Source organism: Paenibacillus sp. TAB_01, from assembly GCF_043945595.1.
GTDB lineage: Bacteria > Bacillota > Bacilli > Paenibacillales > NBRC-103111 > Paenibacillus_S.
Map to the genome: position 1 here is coordinate 641,228 of NZ_JBIFNP010000002.1, position 24,305 is coordinate 665,532.

Sequence of the window (24,305 nt, forward strand, 5' to 3'; positions counted from 1 at the left end):
CGGCGGTGCCGGCTCATCCGGTCGACGGTCCAGCAGAGCTTACAGATGGCCGCTTATTTCAAAAAATAAACCGACAGCATCGGTCCGATACTCATATATACGGCCGTTACGAAAATGTTGACCAGCGCCAGCGGCAGCAGCACCTTCCACCCCATGCCCATCAGCTGATCGACCCGAATCCGCGGCAGTGTGGCCCGAATCCAGAACAGGAAGAACACAATCGCAGCAAATTTCAACAGGAACCAGATCAGCCCCGGGATAAAATCTAGAAACGGAAACGGCGCGTGCCAGCCGCCCAGGAACAACGTCGTCGTCAGTCCCGCAATAGCGAACACATAGACGTATTCAGCCAGCATGAAGAAGGCAAACCGGAAGCCGCTGTACTCGACATGATAGCCTGCGACCAGCTCCGACTCGGCCTCAGGCAAGTCGAACGGCGTACGATTTAACTCGGAAACGCCGGCAATGATGAACACGACGAAGCCGATAATTTGCGGGAGGAAATTCCAATGCCAGAATCCTCCGGCTTGGTGCTCCGCAATAACATTAAGGTTCAAGCTGCCGCTCGTCATAATGACGCCGATCACGGAAATGACCAACGGAATTTCATAGCTGATCATCTGCGCCGCGGAGCGCATACCGCCCAGCAATGCATACTTATTGTTCGAAGCCCATCCCCCGAGAACGATACCGATCGTAGAGATGCCTGACAGCGCCACATAATACAACAGCCCGGCATTCAGATTCGTACTGATCAGCTTATCCGTAAAGGGGATAACTGCGCAAACGGCAAAGGACGGAATAAAGGTAATGACCGGAGCGAGAATGAACAGCTCCTTCTCCGCCTTCCGTGGAATCGTATCCTCCTTGATCAGCAGCTTCATGACATCGGCTACGCTTTGCAATAAACCTAGCGGCCCCGTCCGGTTCGGACCGATCCGCAGCTGCATCCAACCGATAACCTTGCGCTCGAAGTAAATGGCATAGGTAACGAACCCGAGAATAACCAGCAGCATGACGACGCCCCACGCGAAGAAAATAGCGAAGTTCGCCCAAGTCAGCTGCTGCTGCAGCAAATTAACCATCAGCAGTCCACCTCCCCGACGACGATATCGATACCTCCGAGGATGGTGATGAGATTCGTCATCGTTTCCCCGACCAACAGCTTCGGCAATATTTGCAGGTTCACGAAGGACGGCCTGCGGAACTTCAAGCGGTACGGCTTATCCTTCCCCTTCGATGCGATAAAGCAGCCAATCTCCCCCCTTGGGGATTCGATACCGGCATAGACCTCGCCCTCCGGCGCCCGCAGCACCCGGGGAACCTTGCCCATCGTCTCGCCTTCCGCCGGAAACTGCTCCACCGCCTGCTCCAGGATACGCAGAGACTGCCGTATTTCCTCAAAACGCAGCAGGTACCGGTCATAGCAGTCGCCGTTCGTGCCGACCGGAACGTCAAATTCAAACCGGTTGTACAAGCTGTAAGGCTGGTCTTTCCTAATGTCCCAGGAAACCCCGGTACATCGCAGGTTGGCCCCGCTTAAGCCATAAGCGATTGCGGTATCCGCATCGTACTTGCCAATGCCGCGTATCCTTGCCAAAAAGATTTCGTTCCCGCTGACCAGATCCGTATACTCTTCCAGCTTATCCCGCATATAGGGAATGAACTTGCGTACCTTCTCAATCCAGCCCTCCGGCGCATCCCATTTCACACCGCCGACGCGCATGTAATTGTAAGTAAGGCGCGCGCCGCACAGCTCATTAAACAAGTTGATGATAATCTCACGATCGCGGAATGCATACAGAAACGGGCTCATCGCGCCGATATCCAGCAGATAGGTACCCCACCAGACCAAATGCGAAGCAACCCGCTGAAGCTCCATGACGATCAGCCGCAAGAAATCGGCGCGTTCCGGAATTTCAATCTGCATCAGCTTCTCCACCGCATGCACCAGCACATAATTGTTGGTCATCGCGGAGACGTAATCCATCCTGTCGGTATAGGGTATGATCTGGGTATAATTCAGGTTCTCAGCCAGCTTCTCTGTCCCGCGGTGCAAATACCCCATCACCGGGTCGGCTTCCGTGATCACTTCCCCGTCCAGCTTCACGACAATCCGGAATACGCCATGGGTACTCGGATGCTGGGGCCCTACGTTAAGCAGCAGTTCTTCCGTTCTAATCAAAAGACTTTACACCTCCGGGTCAAGCGGTTCATAGTCTTTGCGCAGTGGATGGCCGACCCAATCGTCAGACATCATAATTCTTCTTAAATCCGGATGTCCCGGGAAATCAATTCCGAGTAAATCATAAATTTCGCGCTCGTTCCAGTTGGCCGTAGGCCAAACCGGCGTAACGGATGGAATGGACGCCGCATCGCGGTCCGTCTTCACCTTCACGCAGTACTCCTGCTTCGTATGCAGGGACAGCAGGTGGTAGACCACCTCCATATGCGTCTCCTGATCGATGCCCGTCACGTTCCGCAAATAGTTCAGCCGGAGCTCCTCGTGGTCCCTCAACAGCTCCGCTGTCTCAAACCACTTGCCGCTGTTGACGATGACATACGGCATATGAGCGTCCCGCTCGTTGATAAAAGCTTCCGCCACGGTCTCCTCGCCCAGCTCATGCTTTAGGATCTGCACGAGGCGATCCAGTCTCGGCTGATTCGGCGAGGGCTCCTTCGGCCCTGCGTCCTCCTCGGCGTCGGGCTTCTTCGCACGGGCGCTCGCCCTTGCGGCGCGAGCTTCGGCAGCAGCCTTGGCCTTAGCCTCCTTGTCCGCGTCCGTAGGCGCAGCCTTAGCCGCCGGAGCCGCAGCAGGCTCTTTCTCAGCCGCCTGTCCTTCCGCAGCCGGGCCGGCAGCCTCGCCCGTTCCCGCCGACTCACCTGCAGCGGCTTTCGGCGGCTCCTCCTTACCTGCCTTAACCGGACGCGCCCTTGGAGCGGGCTTCTCCGCTTCGGGCGAACTCTGTCCTTCGTTCGGAGTCGTTGGCTCCGCCTTGGCCGAGCTGGCTGCTTGCCCGCTTGGAGCAGGCGCCTCCGCTTCTTTTTTTACTGCATCGCTCTCACGATCCGAAGACGGTGGAGCTGTTTCTTTTTTCTGCTCATCGCTCATCGGTTCGTCACCTGCTTACCGGTTTTCGCTTCGTAGCGTATTTTCTCCTGCAGCTTGTTAATTCCATAGATCAGCGCCGCCGGATTCGGCGGACAACCCGGAATATAGACGTCTACAGGCACAACCTGGTCTACCCCTTTCACTACGGCGTAAGACTTCACATACGGTCCGCCTGCAGTGGCACAGGAGCCCATGGCGATCACCCATTTGGGTTCAGGCATTTGTTCGTACAGGCGCCTTAGCAGAGGAGCCATTTTCTTCGTGACTGTCCCGGCTACGATCATGACATCAGACTGCCTTGGGGAAGTCCTAAAGATGACCCCGAAACGGTCCAAATCATAGTGGGACGCACCGGTTCCCATCATCTCAATGGCGCAGCAGGCCAAACCGAACGTCAGCGGCCACAAGGAATTGCTCCGCGCCCAAGCCTTGACCTGCTCAAGCGTTGTCATAAACACATTGCGTTCCAGCTCTTGTCTCTCTTCCAGAGAGATGGATTCTAAATTGAGTTCCATTGCAGCACCTTCTTCTTCCAGGCATAGAGTAGTCCAACCAGCAGCAGCCCGACAAAAATGCACATCTCTACAAGCGCAAACAAGCCTAATTGCTTATACGCAACGGCCCATGGATACAAAAATACAGTTTCTACGTCAAAAATAACAAACATCAATGCGAACAAATAGTAGCGAATATTGAATCGTACTTGACCTTCCCCTACCGGCTCGTTCCCACTCTCATAAGTAGTATACTTCTCTTCCACCGGCTTATTGGGACGCAGCCATCGCCCTATTGTAAGCGCTGCAATTGGAAGCAACACCCCCAGGATGAGAAAGATGGCAACGACCACGTAACTGTTCATGTACATCGTGAACGATTCGCCTCCCACACTTCGTATTGAAAAGCAGCTTATTCATTATTGTATGTGCAGATAGGCCAGGCTTAGAAGGCTCGTTCCGAATAACTTGTAAGCGCGCACAAGTTGCAGTCCCGAATGACTCATCCAATACGTAAACCTTATCGTACACATCACTACTGTTAATATATACCACCTCGATTATAACAAAAGGGCGTATAGGTGTCTAATATTTCCTTTGTTATTCGCCCGAAAGTCCCCTGCTTGCGTTCTTTTCCATCTATACCTAAACAAAAAAAGCGAAGGAATCAAAGCTCCCCCGCTTTACGAACGATTCAACTCTTACTTTCTCCCGTAAACCTCAATACGATTCGTCGCTCTTTGCAAAGCCAGCTCCGCACGTTTGAAGTCCACGTGTTCCTGCTTATGATCAGCCAAACGTTGTTCAGCGCGTGTTTTTGCGGCTTGAGCACGTTCGATGTCGATTTGCTCCGGCAGCTCGGCGCTTTCCGCCAAAATGACCACTTTATCCTTCCGCACTTCCATAAATCCGCCGTTCACTGCGATAAAATGTTCTTTTCCGTCCTTTTTCACAGTGATAGGAGCGACTTTTAATGGAGTTACCAAAGGAATGTGATTCGGCAGAATCCCGAGCTCTCCTTCTACACCCTTCACGCTGATCATGTTCACGTCTTCTGCGTACACTTTGCGTTCAGGCGTTACCACTTCCAGTAGGAAAGTACTCACTTGGACTCCTCCTAAAAGCTTTCCGTTAAGAAAGCTGACTTCGTAAGCATAATCTTAAGAGTATTCTCCAAGAAAAGCTTGTATGATATCCATAGAAGTTCGCTGAACACTCACAAGGAATGTTCAGCGAACCGGCTAAAGCGCATTACAGCGTTTTTGCTTTTTCGATCGCTTGTTCAATCGTTCCCACGTTGTGGAAAGCTGGCTCTGGTAAAGTATCGTGCTTACCTTCAAGGATTTCCTTGAAGCTGCGCACGGTTTCTTTAACCGGCACGGCCAAGCCTGGAATACCGTTGAACGCCTCGGCAACGTGAAGTGGTTGGGACAAGAACAGTTGAATCCGTCTTGCGCGAAGTACAACCAGCTTATCTTCCTCGGACAACTCGTCCATACCCAAGATTGCAATGATATCAAGCAATTCTTTATAGCGTTGCAAAATTCTTTTTACGCTTTGTGCTACATTGTAGTGCTCTTCGCCAACGATTTCCGGAGTCAAAGCACGGGAAGAGGACGCCAATGGATCCACCGCTGGGAAGATACCCATCGCTGCAATACCACGCTCCAAGTTCGTCGTTGCATCCAAGTGAGCAAACGCCGTAGCCGGAGCCGGGTCAGTATAGTCATCTGCAGGAACGTAGATTGCTTGAATCGACGTTACGGAACCTTTTTTCGTGGAAGTGATACGCTCTTGCAATTGACCCATCTCTGTTGCCAGCGTCGGCTGGTAACCTACCGCGGAAGGCATACGTCCCAATAGGGCTGAAACCTCGGAACCCGCTTGTGTAAAACGGAAGATGTTATCGATCAACAGAAGTACGTCACGGCCCTCTTCATCACGGAAATATTCCGCCATAGTCAAGCCTGTCAAAGCTACACGAAGACGCGCACCTGGAGGCTCGTTCATTTGACCGAAAACCATCGCGGTTTTGTCAATAACGCCGGAATCCGTCATCTCATGGTACAAGTCGTTACCCTCACGTGTTCTTTCACCAACGCCGGCAAATACAGAAATACCGCCGAGCTCGGAGGCAACGTTATGGATCAATTCTTGCAGGGTTACGGTTTTACCTACACCGGCACCACCGAACAGACCGATTTTACCACCTTTAACATACGGAGCCATCAAATCGATAACTTTGATACCTGTTTCCAGGATCTCAACTTGAGTAGACAAGTTTTCGAACGTTGGAGCTGGTTTGTGAATCGGGCTAGTCAGTGTACGATCCACTTCGTTGTTACCGTCGATCGGGTCCCCCAATACGTTAAATACGCGGCCTAAAGTAGCTGCGCCTACAGGTACAGCAATCGCTGCGCCAGTATCTACCGCTTCCAAACCACGAACCATACCGTCCGTAGTGGACATAGCGATACAACGAACCAAGTTATCGCCCAAATGCACAGCAACTTCAACTGTAAGCTTAATATCTTGCTCGCCAGCTTTGTCGGCTTTTTTCTCAATTTTAATCGCATTTAAAATTTCAGGCAGGTGTCCACGCTCGAACTCGATGTCGACAACCGGACCTGTAATATTCACAACACGTCCTTTGTTGCTCACTGCTTTCTCCTCCTTCGAGTTTTGCTTCTGCAAAACTTTGTTCGTAAGCGCTACTAGGCTTTATTGAACAATAAAGCTGGTTCGCGAGCAAGCGATTACCGGATGTTACCCTTGTGCGTTCGCACCGGCAACGATCTCCGAAATTTCTTGCGTGATAGCTGCCTGACGAGCACGGTTGTATACCAAAGTCAACGTACTGATCATCTTCGTTGCATTTTTGGTTGCACTGCTCATGGCCGTCATTCTAGCACCGAATTCACTTGCTTTACCTTCCAATACCGCACTATAAATTAATGTCTCCGCATATTTAGGCAGCAGCACTTCCAGTACACCTTCCGGTGAAGGCTCATACTCGTAGTTCGAAACTGCTGCTCCACCCATATCTGCCAACGGCAAAAGCTGTTTTACTGTTGGTTCTTGAGTAATCGCATTGACAAATTTGTTATAAACCAGATACAGCTTATCGTACGAACCGTTCTCAAAGTTTTTCACTGCGGAAGCAGCTACCGCTTTGATATCGGAGAAGCTAGGAGAATCCGAAAGACCGACAACCTCATTCACAATCGCCATGCTGCGGTTGCGGAAATAGTCTCTACCCTTGCTTCCGATTACGAAAATCGCATACTCGTTCGGCGAGCTATGGTTTTCTCTAATTTCCTGCATCACTCTACGCAGTACGTTGGAGTTGTAACCACCGGCCAAACCGCGGTCCGAAGTAACGACGAGGTATCCTGTCTTCTTTACTTCGCGGGTTTGCAGCATAGGATGCTTCACACCCTTGCTGCCCGCAGCGATACTTCCCACCACTTCCTTCAGCTTATCCGCATAAGGACGTGCCGCTTCAGCCGCTACTTGGGCCCTTCTCAGCTTCGACGCAGCGACCATTTCCATCGCTTTTGTGATCTGCTTCGTATTCTGTACCGATTTGATCTGGCGTTTAATCTCGCGCATACCTTTTGCCATGCTTGCTCACCTCTCTCTCCGAAGCTTTCCCGCTAAGAAAAGCCTTCACTCGAAAAGCCTAATAACCTAGATCATCCAAACAACCATTATTTGAACCTCGAGCTTCTCCAGGAGAGAAGCCCGAGGCTGTATTTTTACGAATAGAATTACTCAGTAGAGGAAGCGAAGCCTTTTTGGAACTGCTGAATCGCGTCTTTCAATGCGTTTTCGTTATCCGATGTCAAATCTTTGGTATCACGAATGCTTTGAAGAATTTCCGGACGATTCGATTCAACATAAGCCAAAAATTCTGCTTCAAAACGACGGATGTCTTGTACAGGCAGCTCGTCCAGATGTCCTCTTACAACCGTGTAGATCGAGATAACTTGCTTCTCAACCGACAATGGTTGGTTAACACCTTGCTTCAGAATTTCCAGCGTACGAAGACCGCGGTTCAAACGAGTTTTCGTCGCTTTATCCAAATCGGAACCGAACGCTGCGAAAGCAGCCAACTCGCGGTATTGCGCGAGGTCCGTTTTCAATGTACCGGCAACCTTCTTCATCGCTTTAATTTGAGCGGAGCTACCTACCCGGGATACGGAGATACCAACGTTAACCGCCGGACGTTGACCGGAGTAGAACAGGTCGGACTCAAGAAAAATTTGACCGTCCGTAATCGAAATTACGTTCGTAGGGATATATGCGGATACGTCACCTGCTTGCGTCTCGATGAAAGGCAATGCTGTCATCGAACCGGCACCAAGTTCATCGCTCAGCTTAGCAGAACGCTCCAGCAAACGGGAGTGCAAGTAGAAAACATCCCCTGGATAAGCTTCCCGGCCCGGTGGACGACGAAGCAGCAAGGACAACTCACGGTAAGCAGCCGCTTGTTTGGTCAAGTCATCATAGATGATCAACACGTGCTCGCCTTTGTACATGAAGTACTCGCCCATTGCGCAGCCGGCATACGGTGCCAACCACAGCATTGGAGCAGGTTCGGAAGCACTTGCAGTAACAACGATTGTGTAGTCCATAGCGCCCGCTTTACGCAGGGTTTCAACTACGTTAACAACCGTGGATTGTTTTTGGCCGACAGCAACGTAAATACATTTTACGCCGTTGCCTTTTTGGTTAATGATCGTATCGATAGCAATCGCTGTTTTACCTGTTTGACGGTCACCGATGATCAACTCACGTTGTCCGCGACCCACTGGAATCATAGCGTCAATCGCTTTGATACCTGTTTGCATTGGCTCATGAACCGATTTACGGGCCATAACGCCAGGTGCTGGGGATTCTACAGGACGGAATTGCGTCGTGTTAAGACGAACCATTACCGTCTACCGGTTGACCCAATGCGTTAACAACGCGACCGATCAATTCCTCACCTACAGGAACCTCCATGATCCGGCCGGTACGTTTCACTTGGTCGCCTTCACGAATGTCTGTGTAAGGTCCCAAGATAACGATACCTACGTTGCTTTCTTCCAAGTTAAAGGCGTAGCCCAGAACGCCGTTAGGGAACTCGAGCAATTCCCCCGCCATAACGTTTTCCAGACCGTGTGCACGGGCAACCCCGTCACCGACTGTAATGACCGTACCTACATCAACGACTTGAATGTCGGATTTATATTGTTCAATCTGCTGTTTAATCAGCGTGCTGATTTCTTCCGGTCTGATACTCAAAGTTCCTCACCCCTATCTACAGTGCTTGAGTTTGATTCAACGTTTTTTGCAGCCGCTCAAGCTTGCCGGACAAGCTTCCGTCGTACAGACGGTCGCCGATGCGCACTTGAATGCCGCCTAGCAAGCTTTTATCGAGAACCGATTCCACACGGATTTGTTTACTTGTCAATTTGCTGAATGTAGCGGCAATATGGTTCAGCTCCGCTTCCGACAGCTCCACTGGCGTGTAAACGGTAGCTTGTGCTTGACCAAGCGCCTCGCTGGCAATCGCCACATAGTAGTTCACCAGCGCGTTCAGCAGTTCTTCTCTGCCGTTTTCGACAAGAAGCTGCAGCGTGTTGTACGATGTTTCCGACAATTTTCCTTCGAACACATTTTTCAACAGTGCTTTTTTCGCCTCGAGCCCGAGCCCCGGATGCTTGATCAGCTTCTCGAAGTCAGGATTTTGCTGCAAAATCACAAGGACCGATTTCAGTTCCTCTTCCACCTCGGCGATTTTGCTTTGTTCTTTAGCTAGTTCGAACAGAGCTTTTGCATATCTTTTGGCAACGATAGTATCCTGGCTCATTGATTGCCTCCTACCTCTTTCAGGTAATGCTCAACCAATTGTTCTTGGGATTTCTCATCGATTTGCTTCTCGATAATTTTGGAAGCGATCAGAACGGACATCGCGCTTACCTGACTGCGAAGAGCGGCAACCGCTTTGTTCTTCTCGTTCTCAATATCGCGAACCGCTTCTTCTTTCACGCGAGTCGCTTCCGCACGTGCTGCCGCAACGATCTCGTCGGCTTGCTTCGTGCTTGTTTGTTTCGCTTGCTCAATAATTTCATGCGCTTCTTTGCGCGTTTGCTGAAGAGCTTGCTTTTGCTCCTCTAACAATTGCTCAGCTTGCTTGCGACTATTTTCAGCCGTTTGAATCTGATCCTTCACGAGCTGTCTGCGTTTTTCCATCATCCCGAACAAAGGACCGAACGCAAGCTTCTGGAGCAAAAGATACAGAATCAAGAAGGCTACGATTTGAATAAAAAATGTGAACCATTCAATATGCAAGTAACGTCACTCCCTTCTGATAGCGTAGGCAAAACGAAGGCGTGGAGGCTGCAGCCGTCCCCGCCGAACATGTTCTTAGGCTTGGCCCATCAAGATGAACGCGATAACGAGTGCAACGACTGGCATTGCCTCTACCAAACCTACACCGATAAACATTGTTGTTTGCAGCGTACCGCGAAGTTCCGGCTGACGGGAAATACCTTCCAAAGCACGACCTACGATCAAACCGTTACCAATACCTGCACCAAGTGCACCCAAACCAAATACGATTGCTGCTGCTACTAATGCTAAAGCTCCCATTGAGAAAATCCTCCCTTAAATGTTCAATAGTTTTTATGAAATAACTCGAGACTTCCCGAGGTAAGTCTTACTGCTTAATGCGCTTCTTCTTCGTGAATCATCGTTTGCGAAATGTAAACCATCGTCAGCATCGTGAATACGAATGCCTGAATGGCGCCTACGAACACACTGAAGCCCTGCCAAACAAATAGAGGCACAACTCCGAACCAACTTGCCCCTATGATGACAGAAATCATAATTTCACCTGCATAAATGTTACCGTATAGCCGGAAGGCGAGTGTCAGCGGTTTCGATACCAATTCGATCAAGTGAAGAATCAGCATCGCGCCTTTAAACTCAAAGTAATGCGCAAAATAATGCTTCGTATTGCGGGTGATCCCCAAGTAATGGCTGAGCACGAAAACGATAACCGCCAGCGCTGCCGTTACGGCAATGTCGGCTGTCGGAGATTTCCACCAGGATACGTGATCCTCCGTAACAATCGAAAACGGAAGGCCAAGCATATTCCCGATAAAAATGTACATGATCAGCGTCATGCCAAGAGCAATAAACGACTTTCCATGTTTCGAGCCAATCGTACTGCCGATAATGCCTTCGACAAATTCTACGACCCATTCCATGAAGTTTTGCATTTTCGACGGATTCGTAACCGAGCCCTTGCTGGCTCCTGCGATAGCGAGGATCAGTACCAAAATGCTGGTCACGCCAATCATAAGCAAAGCTGATAAATCGAAGTGAATTCCACCTAACACAATACCCGGTGCATGATGTTCCATCTTTTCCAATCTCACCCCTTTCAACGAATAAATGTATTTCCTTTACTGCGGCTTGGATCTTTTAATAGAAATAATACCCAATACGAGTGTTGCCAATTGAACAAAAAAGTATCCGGCAATGGTAGTGGGCAGAGAGAAATATTGCGGATACCGGACAGCGGCAATTCCCGCAAGCGCTGCTATCGCCCCTCGCGTAAGAAAACCGATATTGCCTCTGTAAGGCCCCTTCTGCTCATCCGCAGCAACGGCAATCACCTTATCCGACAGCTTGCGGATCTTCCAGGCCAAATATTTGGCGTTGATCATGCTCGCACAAGCTCCCAGCATAATGCCAGCCGCATAAGGCCGAAATTCGACAAAAACTGCCCAAACGAACCAAGCAAAAGGAAAGAAAGAAATAAAATACATTTTGAACCGTTTTCAGATGGGCCGAAAACTCATCCATTATAGCCCTCCGTATTGCTTAATCATGAAGTAAATGCTTATGATGGCAGACGCAAGACCCAGCAAAAAACCTCCCAGTACCCACAGCTGACCTCCAAGCACTTGGCTTAGCCAATCTCCGAACCAATAGCCCGCCAATAAACAAACGACAAGATCGATTCCGATGGCACTCGTTAAAGCAGCTGCTCTCCAGGGATTATCATTGCGGTTCGGTTGTTTCATAAACACCCTCCTGAGAATCCTCACTTATTGTAACGAAGCGATGCAAGGTTTGTCAATTGTCGTTACTTCCAAACAACGGTGTAGAAAACTCCCAAAAACGTTGATACATCAAGGTTTTTGGGAGATCCAAACCAAACAGTACAACTGTACGCTGTAGCGTTTGTCATGAGATTGTCACGGTTGGAACGGTTCGGGTCTTGCAGACGCCTTTCCAAAATGGTAAAGGATGGCTTGGACGATGCGCTGCGACGCTTTTCCATCCCCGTAAGGATTAGCCGCCTGGCTCATTTGACTGTACAAATTTTCGTCTGTCAGCAGCGCCTTTGCCCGGTTGTACACCTTCTCCTCATCGGTACCGACGAGCTCCAATGTGCCTGCATCGATGCCTTCGGGACGCTCCGTCGTTTCGCGCAGCACCAATACCGGAACGCCAAAAGACGGGGCTTCCTCCTGCAATCCGCCGGAATCCGTCAAAATCATATGCGCATGCGGATAGATGTTATGGAACTCGAACACGTCGAGAGGCTCGATCAGCTTAATACGCGGGTGCCCGTCGAGCATTTCGTAAGCCGGCTCCTTCACCGCAGGGCTCGGATGGACCGGATACACGATAGCGATATCCTCGAACTCATCGGCAATGCGGCGCACAGCGCGGAAAATCTGGCGATGCGGCTCGCCTTGAGCCTCACGGCGGTGAGCCGTCATGAGAATCAACCGCTTGCCTTGAGACCACTCCAGCACCGGATGGGTAAAACCCTCCTGCACCGTATATTGGAACACGTCCGTCACCGTATTGCCGGTAACGAAAATCGTTTTCTCCGATTTGTTCTCCTTGCGAAGATTGTCCGCAGACAAATTCGTCGGAGCAAAATGAAGGTCGGACAGGACGCCTGTCAGCTGACGGTTCATTTCTTCCGGATAAGGCGACATTTTGTTCCAGGTTCGCAAGCCCGCTTCCACATGGCCGACCTGAATCTGCTGCATAAAGGCCGCATAGCTCGCCAGGAAGGTAGTCAGCGTATCGCCGTGAACAAGCACCAGATCAGGCTTCTCCTCACGGAACACCGGATCCAGGCCCTGGAGTACACGAATCGTAATTTCATTAAGCGTCTGCCGTTCTTTCATTACGTCCAAATCGTAATTCGGTTTGATGTTAAATGTATCCAGCACCTGATCAAGCATCTGCCGATGCTGCGCGGTAACGCAGACCAGCGACTCGATGTGCTCCGGATGCTTCTGCAGCTCCAGCACAAGCGGAGCCATCTTGATGGCTTCCGGTCTGGTGCCGAAAATAGTAATCACCTTAATTTTGCTCATGTCAGGCTCCCCCTCTTGTTCATGTCCTTACGGTTCGAACCCCCCGTTGAAGGCGTGCTATTTGGTTCCAAACAGACGATCGCCCGCATCTCCCAAGCCGGGGATAATGTAGCCGTGATCATCCAAATAATCGTCGATCGCCGCTACGTATAAATCGACGTCCGGATGCGCCTGCTGCACGGCTTGAACGCCCTCCGGTGCGGCAATCAGACACATGAGCTTAATTTGCGTACAGTTTCTCCGTTTCAAAGCTTCAATCGCCGCATTGGCCGATCCGCCGGTAGCGAGCATCGGATCAATTACGATCAGCTCTCGCTCCGTTACATCGGTAGGCAGCTTCGCGTAATATTCGACCGGCTCCAGCGTTTCCGGGTCGCGGTACAGACCGATATGGCCTACTTTAGCGGCCGGAACCAGCTTCAGAATGCCGTCGACCATGCCGAGCCCTGCACGCAGAATAGGAATCAGCCCCAGCATGCGGCCGGAGATGATACGGCAGTCCGCCGTAGCTACAGGCGTCTGAACCTGTACCTTCTCAAGCGGAATTTCTCTCGTAATTTCATAAGCCATCAGTGTGGCCACCTCGTCGACAAGCTCACGGAAATCCTTCGTCGTCGTCGACTTATCCCGAATATAAGTAAGCTTATGCTGTATCAGCGGATGATCACAAACAAATACTTTTCCCATGTTTCAAATCCCCTTTGCCTTCATTACGCCAAATCTTGACTATTATACCACAATTGCTGTTCGTTATCCTAACAAGTTTGCAGAATTGAGGCAAAGAACTTGACATTAGGAATAAAGGCTCTGGCTTCAGGGGACAAGCGTAGGATAAGGAGGGCCCAGGCATTAAATCGGACAGGCTACATGCCGAATTTACCCTCCCCCAAAACAGCGATTCTCTTTAGCGTATGCGAAAAAAGAGCCGACCGCCGGGACGGATCGACTCTTTTCCTGAAAGCTGCCCGAACGGGGCAGCCCTCGCTTACTCGCTTATTAGTAGCCCAAGCCCGGATACAGCGGGAATTGCGCCGTCAAATCTTTTACCATGCCGCGAACCTTCTCGTGAACGGCCGTATCTGTCGGATTTTTCAAGGTCAACGCAATGATTTTGGCGATTGTTTTCATCGCTTCTTCGTTCATGCCTCGGGAAGTGGCCGCAGGCGTACCTACACGGATTCCGCTCGTTACCATCGGCTTCGCCGGGTCGAAAGGAATGGCGTTTTTGTTTACAGTTACGCCGACTTCGTCCAGCAGATGCTCAGCGTCTTTACCGCTGATGTTCAGGTTGCGCAGGTCGATCAGCATCAAGTGATTGTCCGTACCGCCGGATACAAGGTTGATGCCTTCGGATACTAACGCTTCCGACAAAGCTTTCGCGTTGTTGATTACATTTTGCGCGTAAGTTGTAAAATCAGGCTGAAGCGCTTCGCCCAAAGCTACCGCTTTTGCTGCGATAACATGCATCAGAGGGCCGCCTTGGGAGCCTGGGAACACTGCTTTATCGATAGCGGCTGCCCATGGCTTACGGCACAAAATCATACCGCCGCGAGTGACCGCGAAGCGTTTTGTGCGTCGTTGTTGTAACAAAGTGAGCGTGCGGCACCGGGTTCGGATGCAAACCAGCGGCAACCAGACCGGCGATATGAGCCATATCCACCATAAACAGAGCGCCGACATCGTTAGCGATGGAGGCCAAAGCTTCGAAATCGATCGTGCGGGGATAAGCGCTCGCGCCCGCTACAATCAGACGAGGCTTATGCTTGAACGCCGCTTTGCGGACATCGTCATAATCGATGCGGGAGTCGGATTCTCTAACTCCGTAAGCGACAAAGTTGTACAAAATACCGGAAGCATTGACCGGGCTTCCGTGTGTCAAGTGGCCTCCGTGCGCCAGATTCATACCGAGCACAGTGTCACCTGGTTGAAGTGCAGCCAAATAAACCGCCATGTTCGCTTGTGCGCCGGAGTGAGGCTGTACGTTCGCATGCTCGGCACCGAACAATTCTTTGGCGCGGTCGCGCGCGATATCTTCCACAATGTCGACATATTCGCAGCCGCCATAGTAACGCTTGCCCGGGTAGCCTTCCGCATATTTGTTCGTCAACACAGTGCCCATTGCCTGAAGCACAGCTTGGCTCACGAAGTTCTCGGATGCGATCAGCTCGATTTTATCGCGTTGACGGCCCAGCTCCAAGTTCATAGCCTCAACGATTTTAGGGTCTTGATTACGAAGTTGTTCCACAATAATTCCTCCTCAGGTATGCCTATCTATAAAATGACTGAAAAATCCTTTAAGAGCAGGTGTCGATCTCTGCAGCAGTCTCGGCTTGCGGCACATAAACCGCTCTTGCGCCTCCAATCAGCTTAGGACGGGTATAGGCCATCTGCAAGGGCGCCTGTCCGATCATTCGAATGGAAGGACGCAGCGGAACGGCTACGCGCTTCAAGTGCATACCGATCAGCGTGCCCCCGATATCGATGCCGGCATGAGCTTCGACCGTTTCCACGACACAAGCACCGGGCAGATGCTTATATGCATAGGACGCCATCGAGCCGCCCGCTCTCGGTACAGGTACAACGGAAACCTGCTCCAGCCGGTATTCCTTCATCGCTGCTTTCTCCAGCACCAACGCCCGGTTCAAATGCTCGCAGCATTGAAAGACGGGGTAAAAACCGAACTCGGCACGCACCGTTTCGACGGCGGTGAACAAATGACTTGCCACCTCTTCGGTGCCCGAGGTTCCGATGTGTTGCCCGAGCACCTCGCTCGTGCTCGTTCCGATGACCAGCAGCTGCCCGGCTTCAAGCTTGGCCGCTTGAACCAGCTCTCGCAGCACCTGCTCAAGCTGGGGGCGGATACTGGAAATATCCCATGATTCATTTTGTGCAGGAGAAGATGAAGATGGAGTACTCATAGCTGCATGCCTCCTTCGTCACAATGCTCATTAAGGATGAATGGCGTATTTATCTTCCAGCGCTTTTACCTTGTTAATGCGGTTAGTATGGCGCTCCCCATTGGAAAACTCGGTTTCAAGCCAAATTTTGATAATTTCCTGCGCAACGCCCGGCCCGACAACACGTTCGCCCAGAGCCAGCACATTCGTGTCATTATGCTCACGAGTTGCCTTGGCGGAGAACAAATCGTGCACCAGCGCACAGCGGATGCCCGGCACTTTGTTCGCTGCAATGCTCATGCCGATCCCCGTTCCACAGATGAGAATTCCTTTATCCGCTTGCCCGGCCACCACTTGGTCGCATACGGCAATCGCATAATCGGGATAATCTACGGAATCGGTGCAGTTACAGCCTAAATCAGCAACCTGATGGCCCAGCGATTCGATAAATCCCTTCAGCTCATCCTTCAAACGTACTCCTGCATGATCTGCTCCAATAGCCACTTTCATTTTTCTTTCGCCTCCTAACCATAATTAGCTTCATTATAACCCAAAGCAGGCAGAAACACGAAAAAAGAGCAGCCGTATGCTGTAATCCAGCATCACGTTGCTCTTTGCCCAGGCGACCGGCCGTATACCCTGATGCTCCACTGTGGTTACACCCACTCGTCGCCAGTTACATCAGGTCCTGTTAACTATATATTCATCATAGCGGAAAAGCCGATAGATGTAAAGTCTGAGAATGCCCAGTATTACCGTGCTCATCCTGAGCCGGACTTCCGGCCGTGTACAGCCTGTGCGATCCGTTTGCCCCTCACAAAAAACATCGGCTTTCAGGCGTCACATCTGTTTCTTCCAAAAGGACTGCAGGGCCCCTGCTAACACTTACTTACGGCTTCAGCTTGCGGATCAGCTTGAGCAATGCCGCCTCAATCTCTTCGGCACATTGACGGTACATGGCAAGCGAGCCTCCGAACGGATCGGCAATTTCATAGTCGGGCAGCTCCCGCTCCAGCATGAGCAGTCTCGTTCTCTCTTCCTTGCTGATTTGCTGATCCAAAGCCTGCTTTAGCTGAAGCTCTGCGGTCAGCTCTTCCAGCTCGGCAATGCGTTGAGCCGTTTCCGGATCGTCTTCGACGAATTCCTTGAGCGTGTACATTTTATCAATGTATTCGGGAAACCGGCCAATCGCATGCTGCTTATGTCCTGTAGTCATTGTAAGAACGATATCCGCCCACTGCATCAGCTCCCGGGACAAAGCGCTGGAGGTCAAGTTCGCCGGCGCGCCCTGCTCCCTCAGAATCGATGCCGCATGAGAGGATACCGGAGAACCGTCGTAGGCCGCCACGCCTGCAGACCGCACCTCTATATGGTCTAATCCGTGCTCCTGTAAGAGCCTCCGTAAAATGCCTTCCGCCATAGGGCTTCGGCAGGTATTGCCTGTACAAACGAAAAGAATACGATTCATACGAATTCCTGCCTCTCCTCAGTTTGTGTAAGATCCGTTGTCTGCGGCGCTCCTCCGGCAGCATGCTGTCGGATTCGATCCGCCGGGAGCTTCCTCCCTCTCCCTATTATACCTCATCCATGCGAAAATATGGATACCCATCGGTACTTTGGGCAAAGAGAAAGCTAAAACTTACAGCAAAAAATGAACGCCGAAGGCCAGCAAAATCACGCCGCCCATCGCCTCGCCGTATTCTCCGATCCACCGCCCTACCTTGCGGCCCAGCATTAATCCGATGATGGACATGAGCCCCCCGACCGTGCCGAACATTAAGACGGTCAATGTAATATCGCCGGAAAACATTCCCAGGGAAACCCCTACCGAGAACGAATCAATGCTGACGCTCAAGGCGAACAGCAGGATCCCCCAGACAGTACGGTGGTCGATAGAGGGAACCTCGTCTCCTCTGAGCGAGCTGTATACCATGTGTATTCCCAGCAGTACGAGCAGAACGCCCCCCACCTTTGAGGCGATTCCGCCAAGCAGCGAGCTGACATAGCCCCCCATAAACATTCCCATCAGCGGCATGATCATATGAAAAAGGGCGATTATGAAACTGAGCTTCAACACATCCAGCTTGCGAATGCCCTTCATTCCAATACCAATCCCGAGCGAAAGGGCATCCAGCCCCAGCGCTACGGCCATGATCATAATGGCAATGAATTGTCCTATAACTAAGGGCGATGTCCAATCCATCTACTCTCTACCTCCTGTCCCATTCCTAAACAACATATGCGGACAAGAGGGGAATCATGACTTTCCCCCTGGCGGCGAGTAAAGGGTGGAGCATAGGCGGACTGCAGCCTTCAAGCTACTGTAAGAAATCCAAAAAGCTTAACGGAGGGCGAGTTGTCCCTCATGCAGAGCCGTAATGCGCGTGTTGGCAAGGCTGCGCTGCATATTGCATTCGCCCCCATTCGCCCCGTGAGTTCTATCGGCGTAACAGCCGTAAGTCGCGTTGCCGAGCTATGAGGCGGACGAGTAAACCCCGCGAGGCATTGCCTCCGCAGCGCGCCAGCCGATTAGCGATTCAATCGGCGAGCAGCACGCGGTCCCCGGCCGCCTTGCGCAGCCGATTCATGATCGCCGCCCCGATGCCCTCTTCGGGGCAGGCTTCTCCGACGATGAAGCTGACGCCGGCTTCATCGAACTCGCGCAGCGCGGCGTACAGCCCGTGCGCCACCGTTTCCAGGTCGCCCAGGCTGCCGCAGGCGACGACATGGTCCGCACGCAGCGCTCCCGCGTGCTCCGAGTAGGTGAGCGCTCCCGTACGCTCACCGCGTGCGCCAGCAGCATCGAGCTCATGCTGCATGCGGGCAAGCACCTGTTCAGGAGCCGTGCCCTGAACGAGACTCATGACGCCGCGCGGCGCGTAATGGGTGTATTTCATGCCCGGCGCGCGCGGTGCCGCCGCAGGCTCGCTCAGGTGCGCGGAGGATTCCCGCACCTCTATGCCCGGCAGCGCCTCGCGCAGCTGGGCTGCCGTCACGCCGCCGGGCCGGAGGACGTGCAGGACTCCGGCGTCTCCCTCTTCTACGGTGTATTCCACCACCGTTGACTCCACGCCGACCCCGGTCGGCCCCCCATCGACGATGCCGTCGATGCGGCCCTCCAAATCCTCGCGCACATGCTCTGCGAGGGTTGGGCTTGGCCGCCCCGAGCGATTGGCGCTTGGAGCCGCCACAGGGCAGCCTGCAGCGCTAATCAGCTGCAGCGCGATCGGGTGGTCGGGCATCCGAAGCCCGACCGTTGACAGCCCCGCCGTGACCAGCGGGGAGAGCGCCCCGGGCTTGACCGGCAGCACGACGGTCAGCGGGCCCGGCCAAAAGGCGTCAAGCAAACGCGAAACGGCCTCATTCGGGGCGTAAGCAAGCTCCTCGATTTGAGACCGGTGGGCGATATGGACAATCAACGGGTTGTCGGAGGGCCTCCCTTTGGCCGTAAATATATTCTGGACCGCTTCAGTGCTCCTAGCGTCCGCTCCCAAACCGTAAACCGTTTCTGTTGGAAAGGCAATCGTGCCGCCGTGCCGTAGTACGCTTCCCGCTTCACTCATTTCCTCTCCATGTATGTTCTGCTTCGTAATCTTCCACAATCTTGTCATTTCCACGTCCATCCTTCTCGATTGAACTCCCTGCCCCGGTTATCGGCGTGTAGCACACAGTTCCAGGAGCATGAGGCCGCCGTCTCCCCTTCCGGTTGCAATTGGCGGCGGGAATGCAATTCCCATAAGTGCTGTTAAGCGAATAAAGAACCCAGTTTCTTCAGCAGATCCCACAGAAAGAAATGAATTTCTGGCTGAGGATCTACAGCTTGGGAAACTGCCCCTGCAAGCTTGTCGCTGCCGCCATCGGCTTTAGCGGAAGCCTTATGAGCCTGACCCGCTTTCCCTTCCTTCTCCTTGCTGTCCTTGACTGTCTTAGACTTCTCATGCGCCTGGGCGTCCGCAGCATCCTCTTTGGACGAATCCGGCAGCGCAGCGGCTTCCGCCACATTCGGCTTTTTGGCTATGGCATCGGAATCGACGAAGCACAGCGGCGGAAACAGGACGCACCACCAGTTTTGGCCTTCAGCCTTGCCGATAGATACGCGCAGCGCTTCATAGTCTCCCGCAGGGTAAATTTGATTGCCGTACATTTTCATCGGAAAAGGAACCGTACCCAGCTCTACCTTGTAATCGTAAGTAAAGCCGTATGTTTGAAGTGTCGCACCGACAACAGCCTCCAGCTCCGGCAAATGGCCGTGGACTACTTCTCTCGCTTCCTCAATCGTGTGCGGACCTTGAACCCATTGGTTCATTTGCTCTACAATCGCGTCACGTACTTCTCTCTTGACCCATTGGTCGGACGGAGAATCGGAATTAGCCAGAATGCGAAGCCGGATCGATTCCTTCGGAATCGTCACATCGTTTCCGACGTTTTGCACCGCAGCTTGTTCCGGAGATGCGTATACCACAACTTGATCTTTTTGAGCTTCCCAGCAAGTCATTAATAGAATAATAGCAAAAGCGATATAATAATAACGGATAAAAGAAGTACGTTTTACCATAAGAAGCCCTCCCGACCTTGTCCTTATCGTTCCCTTAGTTGTAAGTATGGACAAGGAAGGAAGGTTCTAAACCTAGCAATCTAGCAAAATAGTTTCTCTTTTAAAGTTGAAAGACTCCTCCTGCAAAGCCTTGCTGCTTCAAGCGCAGATAACTGATGGAGTTTGACCTAACGCCGATGTCACAACGGACGATTGGGATTCGAGCGTGTTTCCCCTCCGAACTTTTCACGCTGAAAGGTTTCCTGCAAAGCCGTCCCAGCACTCCATCTTGCTAGGAGGTATGTTTTACCGCCACAACATGCCGGTCAATCCCCGCCAAATCGGGAATGATCCGCACTTCATCCCACTCTGCCACTTCGCACAGCAGTCCCGCTACGGCGTCTGCCTGTCCCTGCCCCACTTCAAGCCCCACAAGCGAGGGCATTCGGGGAAGCTCAGGGAGCTGGGCAATCAACCTGCGGTAAAGGACAAGTCCATCCGCACCACCATAGAGAGCCGACCTCGGTTCAAACAGCCGTACCTCCGGCTGAAGCCCCTCTTCATCGGCATCCGGGATATAAGGCGGATTGGACACCACCGCATCCAGCGGAAGAGCGCGGTCAATGTAGGGCTGGAGCAGATCGCCCTCAAAAAATCCGATCCGCCCGCTTACGCCGTGCCGCTCCGCATTAGCCTTAGCCACCATCAGCGCCGCCGGAGAAATATCGGAGCTCAGCAGCCTCCACTTAGGGCATAACACGGCCAAGCTTACGGCGATAGCGCCGCTTCCCGCCCCGATATCTGCGATCATCGGCGCAGTCTCTTTCCCCTGCTCCGCTTCTTCGCCTGCAGCTCCCCCGCTCTGCGTCTGAGCGCTGCCGCACGCCTGCGGCCACAACAGGCGTCCCGTTTCAACAACCTGCTCAACGAGCAGCTCCGTTTCCGGCCGCGGAATGAGCACCGCAGGCGAAACGGTAAAAGGGAGCCCGTAAAACTCCTGCTCCCCGATAATATACTGCACCGGCTCGCCCGCAGCTTTACGCTCTAAAAGATTGTTCCACTCCCGCCAATGTTCCACGGGGAACATCTCCCGCCATTTTAGCAGCAGCTCACTGCGGCTGACCCCAAGCACATGCTCCAACAGAAGCTGAGCACAATTAGCCGCTTCCATCACCCGATGCTTTTCTAAAAAAGAAGAAGCCTCTGAATAGGCTTCCCGAATGGTCAATTTCCGTTCAACGGTCATTGGTTTACTCTTGATCTCCTTTATCCATAAGCTCCGATTGCGCGGCAATCGTCAGCGCGGACACAATCTCCTCCATATCGCCGTTCAGCACCGCATCCAGACGGTGGAGCGTCAGCCCGATCCGGTGATCCGTTATGCGGCTTTGCGGGAAGTTATAGGTCCGAATCCGTTCACTGCGGTCGCCGGTACCGACCTTGCTTTTCCGCTCGCCCGCATACTTCGCCATTTCCTCCTGCTGATGCTTATCGAAAATACGCGCACGCAGCACCTGTAGCGCTTTTTCCTTGTTGGAGTTTTGCGATTTGCCGTCTTGGCACGTTGCCACGATCCCCGTCGGAATGTGGGTCACGCGTACCGCCGACTTGGTCGTATTAACCGATTGTCCGCCTGCGCCGCTGGAGCAGAACGTATCGACGCGGATATCGTTATCGTTAATCTCGATATCGAATTCTTCCATCTCCGGAAGCACAGCTACCGTAGAAGTGGACGTATGAATCCGTCCGCCCGATTCGGTCGTCGGAATCCGCTGAACACGATGAGCTCCGCTCTCATATTTCATTTTGCTATAGGCGCCTTTACCGTTAATAGAGAAAATAATCTCCTTAAACCCGCCCAAGTCATTCATACTGACATCCATTACCTCGGTACGCCAGCCCTGCGCATCTGCATATTTGGAGTACATACGGTATAAATCGGAAGCAAACAGCGCAGCTTCATCGCCGCCTGCCGCTCCGCGGATTTCAACGATAACGTTCTTTTCATCGTTAGGGTCCTTCGGCAGCATCAAGATTTTGATGCGCTCCTCCAGCTCTTCCTTCCGCTCCGTCAACTCTTCCAGCTCCATCTTGACCAGCTCACGCATTTCGTCGTCAAGCTTCTCATTTTGCATGGCGCGGGCCGCTTCATACTGCTCTACAACAGCTTTATATTCCATGTACGCGTCATACGATTCCTGAAGATCGGATTGCTCCTTGGAATATTCCCGCAGTTTCTTCGTATCGCTTGTCACGTCCGGGTCGCACAGCAGCTCGCTTAATTTATCATAGCGGTCCGCCAACGATTGCAGTCTGTCTAACATGATTGATCACCCCTTAAGTTCCATCTATTGAAGTTCGTTCCGCCTCACCGTCACTTGTCTATCACGCTGGAGCAGGGCCGAAGACGACAGCGCCTGTTTTTTCGCACCCGGCAGCCGAGGTCATTCGCCCCTGTTCTTCGTTTTCCATAAGGAACTGCAGCTATACGTTGAAGCGGAAATGCATAACATCGCCGTCTTTCACTACGTATTCTTTTCCTTCCAAGCGAAGCTGGCCTTTCTCCTTCGCCGCATTCATCGATCCCGCCGCTACCAAATCATCGTAGGCCACAACCTCGGCCCGGATAAAACCGCGCTCAAAATCGGTATGAATAACGCCCGCTGCCTGCGGCGCCTTCGTTCCTCTACGAATCGTCCATGCGCGAACCTCTTGCACGCCTGCTGTAAAATACGTGTATAAGCCAAGCAGCTTGTAAGCCGCTCTAATCAATCGGTTCAAGCCGGATTCCTGCAGACCCAGCTCTTCGAGGAACATTTCCTTGTCTTCGCCTTCCAGCTCGGCAATTTCGGATTCCACTTTGGCGCTGATCGGCACCACTTCGGCTCCTTCAAGAGCGGCAAATTCCCGTACCTTCTGCACAAAAGGATTCTCATCCGCATTAGCTACTTCATCTTCGCTCACATTGGCTGCATACAGCATCGGCTTCATTGTAAGCAAATGCAAATCGCGGATCAGCAGCTGCTCTTCTTCGCTCAGTTCCACGCTGCGCGCAGGCTTGTCGTTGTACAGCGCCTCTTTAATCCGTTCCAGGCACTCGACTTCCGCCGCGTATTTCTTGTCCCCGCCCTTCATGTTTTTGCGGGAGCGTTCGATCCGTTTCTCAACCGACTCCACGTCCGCCAGAATCAGCTCCAGGTTGATCGTCTCAATGTCGCTGATCGGGTTTACCGTACCGGATACGTGCGTGATGTTCTCATCCTCGAAGCAGCGCACGACATGAACGATCGCATCCACTTCACGAATATGAGCCAGAAACTTATTTCCCAAACCTTCACCGCGGCTCGCGCCCTTGACCAGGCCGGCGATATCTACGAATTCAAATGCCGTCGGCACCACGCTCTTCGGCACGACGATTTCCGTCAGCTTCACCAGACGATCGTCCGGCACCTCGACGACGCCTACGTTCGGATCTATAGTACAGAAAGGATAGTTCGCCGACTCTGCGCCCGCTTGGGTAATTGCATTAAACAAAGTGGACTTCCCTACGTTCGGCAAACCGACGATCCCTGCTTTTAAAGCCATGTATAGGACAACTCCTTAGTTAACTGTTTTCGATATATTCCTAAATAGTTATTATATCGCAAAGGCACCGTCTCTGTCACCTTGGTACTTTTTTTCATCGGTTCCGGCTCTCACCTGCTGCGGCTCCTTCCTTCCATCCGGAAAGAAGGTATAATGGAGAATACTATCCTTTCCAAGAAAAAGGTGATCGTATGCCTCAACTATCGTCCCATTCGGGAACATCCGCTCATGATCAGACGCACCCTGTCGTCCTGTTTGACGGTGTATGCAACTTTTGCAACGGCT

The 24,305-nt window shown here is 52.2% G+C and carries 25 protein-coding genes, 2 pseudogenes and 1 riboswitch; all 27 genes and pseudogenes read right to left on the reverse strand.

The window, feature by feature from the left end; translation table 11 throughout:
* Positions 1-53: 53 nt before the first annotated feature.
* A complete protein-coding gene (gene nuoH, locus ACHHV8_RS36310) occupies positions 54-1,085 on the reverse strand; it encodes an NADH-quinone oxidoreductase subunit NuoH (RefSeq protein ID WP_395164273.1) in 1,032 nt (343 codons plus the stop codon).
* Positions 1,085-2,185: an NADH-quinone oxidoreductase subunit D gene (locus ACHHV8_RS36315; RefSeq protein ID WP_395164274.1), complete on the reverse strand. Its 1,101-nt coding sequence runs from the start codon at positions 2,183-2,185 to the stop codon at positions 1,085-1,087. Before ACHHV8_RS36315 ends, nuoH begins: the two co-directional genes overlap by 1 nt.
* A 6-nt stretch (positions 2,186-2,191) precedes the next feature.
* A complete protein-coding gene (locus ACHHV8_RS36320; protein WP_395164275.1) occupies positions 2,192-3,112 on the reverse strand; it encodes an NADH-quinone oxidoreductase subunit C in 921 nt (306 codons plus the stop codon).
* The gene (locus ACHHV8_RS36325; RefSeq protein WP_395164276.1) at positions 3,109-3,627 is read right to left on the reverse strand and encodes a NuoB/complex I 20 kDa subunit family protein; all 519 of its coding nucleotides are present in this window, start codon (positions 3,625-3,627) and stop codon (positions 3,109-3,111) included. The genes ACHHV8_RS36320 and ACHHV8_RS36325 overlap by 4 nt, the downstream gene beginning before the upstream one ends.
* Entirely contained in the window at positions 3,612-3,977 is a 366-nt protein-coding gene (locus tag ACHHV8_RS36330; protein WP_395164277.1) for an NADH-quinone oxidoreductase subunit A, read from the reverse strand. The genes ACHHV8_RS36325 and ACHHV8_RS36330 overlap by 16 nt, the downstream gene beginning before the upstream one ends.
* A gap of 330 nt (positions 3,978-4,307) precedes the next feature.
* Positions 4,308-4,712 (reverse strand): F0F1 ATP synthase subunit epsilon, encoded by a 405-nt coding sequence (locus ACHHV8_RS36335; RefSeq protein ID WP_395164278.1) that lies wholly within the window; start codon positions 4,710-4,712, stop codon positions 4,308-4,310.
* Positions 4,713-4,857: 145 nt separating this feature from the next.
* Complete coding sequence (atpD, locus tag ACHHV8_RS36340; RefSeq protein WP_395164279.1) at positions 4,858-6,267, reverse strand: F0F1 ATP synthase subunit beta; 1,410 nt, start codon at positions 6,265-6,267, stop codon at positions 4,858-4,860.
* A gap of 105 nt (positions 6,268-6,372) precedes the next feature.
* Positions 6,373-7,230, reverse strand: a complete 858-nt coding sequence (atpG, locus tag ACHHV8_RS36345; RefSeq protein WP_395164280.1) for an ATP synthase F1 subunit gamma — start codon at positions 7,228-7,230, stop codon at positions 6,373-6,375.
* 146 nt (positions 7,231-7,376) lie between these two features.
* Positions 7,377-8,895 (reverse strand): annotated as a pseudogene (atpA, locus tag ACHHV8_RS36350) (F0F1 ATP synthase subunit alpha).
* 16 nt (positions 8,896-8,911) lie between these two features.
* Positions 8,912-9,463 (reverse strand): F0F1 ATP synthase subunit delta, encoded by a 552-nt coding sequence (locus ACHHV8_RS36355; RefSeq protein WP_395164281.1) that lies wholly within the window; start codon positions 9,461-9,463, stop codon positions 8,912-8,914.
* Positions 9,460-9,945, reverse strand: a complete 486-nt coding sequence (gene atpF / locus ACHHV8_RS36360; RefSeq protein WP_395164282.1) for a F0F1 ATP synthase subunit B — start codon at positions 9,943-9,945, stop codon at positions 9,460-9,462. The genes ACHHV8_RS36355 and atpF overlap by 4 nt, the downstream gene beginning before the upstream one ends.
* Positions 9,946-10,020: 75 nt before the next feature.
* The gene (gene atpE, locus ACHHV8_RS36365) at positions 10,021-10,245 is read right to left on the reverse strand and encodes a F0F1 ATP synthase subunit C (protein WP_395164283.1); all 225 of its coding nucleotides are present in this window, start codon (positions 10,243-10,245) and stop codon (positions 10,021-10,023) included.
* A 74-nt stretch (positions 10,246-10,319) separates the two neighbouring features.
* Positions 10,320-11,021 (reverse strand): F0F1 ATP synthase subunit A, encoded by a 702-nt coding sequence (gene atpB / locus ACHHV8_RS36370; protein WP_395164284.1) that lies wholly within the window; start codon positions 11,019-11,021, stop codon positions 10,320-10,322.
* Between the two features lie 42 nt (positions 11,022-11,063).
* Positions 11,064-11,429, reverse strand: a complete 366-nt coding sequence (locus ACHHV8_RS36375) for an ATP synthase subunit I (RefSeq protein ID WP_395164285.1) — start codon at positions 11,427-11,429, stop codon at positions 11,064-11,066.
* Positions 11,430-11,465: 36 nt separating this feature from the next.
* Entirely contained in the window at positions 11,466-11,687 is a 222-nt protein-coding gene (locus ACHHV8_RS36380) for an AtpZ/AtpI family protein (RefSeq protein WP_395164286.1), read from the reverse strand.
* A gap of 174 nt (positions 11,688-11,861) precedes the next feature.
* Positions 11,862-13,004, reverse strand: coding sequence for a non-hydrolyzing UDP-N-acetylglucosamine 2-epimerase (wecB, locus tag ACHHV8_RS36385; RefSeq protein ID WP_395164287.1), 1,143 nt, complete (start codon positions 13,002-13,004; stop codon positions 11,862-11,864).
* A 57-nt stretch (positions 13,005-13,061) separates the two neighbouring features.
* Positions 13,062-13,691, reverse strand: coding sequence for a uracil phosphoribosyltransferase (gene upp, locus ACHHV8_RS36390; protein WP_395164288.1), 630 nt, complete (start codon positions 13,689-13,691; stop codon positions 13,062-13,064).
* Between the two features lie 309 nt (positions 13,692-14,000).
* Positions 14,001-15,252: pseudogene (gene glyA, locus ACHHV8_RS36395) on the reverse strand (serine hydroxymethyltransferase).
* A gap of 46 nt (positions 15,253-15,298) precedes the next feature.
* Positions 15,299-15,922, reverse strand: coding sequence for a TIGR01440 family protein (locus ACHHV8_RS36400; protein WP_395164289.1), 624 nt, complete (start codon positions 15,920-15,922; stop codon positions 15,299-15,301).
* A 30-nt stretch (positions 15,923-15,952) separates the two neighbouring features.
* Complete coding sequence (gene rpiB, locus ACHHV8_RS36405) at positions 15,953-16,411, reverse strand: ribose 5-phosphate isomerase B (protein ID WP_395164290.1); 459 nt, start codon at positions 16,409-16,411, stop codon at positions 15,953-15,955.
* Positions 16,412-16,510: 99 nt separating this feature from the next.
* Positions 16,511-16,591: riboswitch (ZMP/ZTP riboswitch) on the reverse strand.
* Between the two features lie 199 nt (positions 16,592-16,790).
* Positions 16,791-17,369: an arsenate reductase/protein-tyrosine-phosphatase family protein gene (locus ACHHV8_RS36410; protein WP_395164291.1), complete on the reverse strand. Its 579-nt coding sequence runs from the start codon at positions 17,367-17,369 to the stop codon at positions 16,791-16,793.
* Between the two features lie 171 nt (positions 17,370-17,540).
* Positions 17,541-18,104: a manganese efflux pump MntP gene (locus ACHHV8_RS36415; RefSeq protein ID WP_395164292.1), complete on the reverse strand. Its 564-nt coding sequence runs from the start codon at positions 18,102-18,104 to the stop codon at positions 17,541-17,543.
* A 334-nt stretch (positions 18,105-18,438) separates the two neighbouring features.
* Complete coding sequence (locus tag ACHHV8_RS36420) at positions 18,439-19,512, reverse strand: L-threonylcarbamoyladenylate synthase (protein ID WP_395164293.1); 1,074 nt, start codon at positions 19,510-19,512, stop codon at positions 18,439-18,441.
* A 134-nt stretch (positions 19,513-19,646) separates the two neighbouring features.
* Positions 19,647-20,456: a stage II sporulation protein R gene (gene spoIIR, locus ACHHV8_RS36425; protein ID WP_395164294.1), complete on the reverse strand. Its 810-nt coding sequence runs from the start codon at positions 20,454-20,456 to the stop codon at positions 19,647-19,649.
* Positions 20,457-20,727: 271 nt separating this feature from the next.
* The gene (gene prmC, locus ACHHV8_RS36430) at positions 20,728-21,681 is read right to left on the reverse strand and encodes a peptide chain release factor N(5)-glutamine methyltransferase (RefSeq protein ID WP_395164295.1); all 954 of its coding nucleotides are present in this window, start codon (positions 21,679-21,681) and stop codon (positions 20,728-20,730) included.
* 4 nt (positions 21,682-21,685) lie between these two features.
* Positions 21,686-22,759: a peptide chain release factor 1 gene (gene prfA, locus ACHHV8_RS36435; RefSeq protein ID WP_395164296.1), complete on the reverse strand. Its 1,074-nt coding sequence runs from the start codon at positions 22,757-22,759 to the stop codon at positions 21,686-21,688.
* Between the two features lie 160 nt (positions 22,760-22,919).
* Positions 22,920-24,020 (reverse strand): redox-regulated ATPase YchF, encoded by a 1,101-nt coding sequence (gene ychF / locus ACHHV8_RS36440; RefSeq protein ID WP_395164297.1) that lies wholly within the window; start codon positions 24,018-24,020, stop codon positions 22,920-22,922.
* Positions 24,021-24,305: the final 285 nt, after the last annotated feature.

Bases quoted from the DNA above. Each gene is read 5' to 3' on its own strand.
- nuoH (WP_395164273.1), bottom strand. From the start codon at position 1,085: ATGGTTAATTTGCTGCAGCAGCAGCTGACTTGGGCGAACTTCGCTATT.
- ACHHV8_RS36320 (WP_395164275.1), bottom strand. From the start codon at position 3,112: ATGAGCGATGAGCAGAAAAAAGAAACAGCTCCACCGTCTTCGGATCGT.
- ACHHV8_RS36325 (WP_395164276.1), bottom strand. From the start codon at position 3,627: ATGGAACTCAATTTAGAATCCATCTCTCTGGAAGAGAGACAAGAGCTG.
- ACHHV8_RS36330 (WP_395164277.1), bottom strand. From the start codon at position 3,977: ATGTACATGAACAGTTACGTGGTCGTTGCCATCTTTCTCATCCTGGGG.
- atpG (WP_395164280.1), bottom strand. From the start codon at position 7,230: ATGGCAAAAGGTATGCGCGAGATTAAACGCCAGATCAAATCGGTACAG.
- ACHHV8_RS36355 (WP_395164281.1), bottom strand. From the start codon at position 9,463: ATGAGCCAGGATACTATCGTTGCCAAAAGATATGCAAAAGCTCTGTTC.
- atpE (WP_395164283.1), bottom strand. From the start codon at position 10,245: ATGGGAGCTTTAGCATTAGTAGCAGCAGCAATCGTATTTGGTTTGGGT.
- atpB (WP_395164284.1), bottom strand. From the start codon at position 11,021: ATGGAACATCATGCACCGGGTATTGTGTTAGGTGGAATTCACTTCGAT.
- ACHHV8_RS36375 (WP_395164285.1), bottom strand. From the start codon at position 11,429: ATGTATTTTATTTCTTTCTTTCCTTTTGCTTGGTTCGTTTGGGCAGTT.
- ACHHV8_RS36380 (WP_395164286.1), bottom strand. From the start codon at position 11,687: ATGAAACAACCGAACCGCAATGATAATCCCTGGAGAGCAGCTGCTTTA.
- wecB (WP_395164287.1), bottom strand. From the start codon at position 13,004: ATGAGCAAAATTAAGGTGATTACTATTTTCGGCACCAGACCGGAAGCC.
- upp (WP_395164288.1), bottom strand. From the start codon at position 13,691: ATGGGAAAAGTATTTGTTTGTGATCATCCGCTGATACAGCATAAGCTT.
- ACHHV8_RS36400 (WP_395164289.1), bottom strand. From the start codon at position 15,922: ATGAGTACTCCATCTTCATCTTCTCCTGCACAAAATGAATCATGGGAT.
- rpiB (WP_395164290.1), bottom strand. From the start codon at position 16,411: ATGAAAGTGGCTATTGGAGCAGATCATGCAGGAGTACGTTTGAAGGAT.
- ACHHV8_RS36410 (WP_395164291.1), bottom strand. From the start codon at position 17,369: ATGAATCGTATTCTTTTCGTTTGTACAGGCAATACCTGCCGAAGCCCT.
- ACHHV8_RS36415 (WP_395164292.1), bottom strand. From the start codon at position 18,104: ATGGATTGGACATCGCCCTTAGTTATAGGACAATTCATTGCCATTATG.
- ACHHV8_RS36420 (WP_395164293.1), bottom strand. From the start codon at position 19,512: ATGACAAGATTGTGGAAGATTACGAAGCAGAACATACATGGAGAGGAA.
- spoIIR (WP_395164294.1), bottom strand. From the start codon at position 20,456: ATGGTAAAACGTACTTCTTTTATCCGTTATTATTATATCGCTTTTGCT.
- prmC (WP_395164295.1), bottom strand. From the start codon at position 21,681: ATGACCGTTGAACGGAAATTGACCATTCGGGAAGCCTATTCAGAGGCT.
- prfA (WP_395164296.1), bottom strand. From the start codon at position 22,759: ATGTTAGACAGACTGCAATCGTTGGCGGACCGCTATGATAAATTAAGC.
- ychF (WP_395164297.1), bottom strand. From the start codon at position 24,020: ATGGCTTTAAAAGCAGGGATCGTCGGTTTGCCGAACGTAGGGAAGTCC.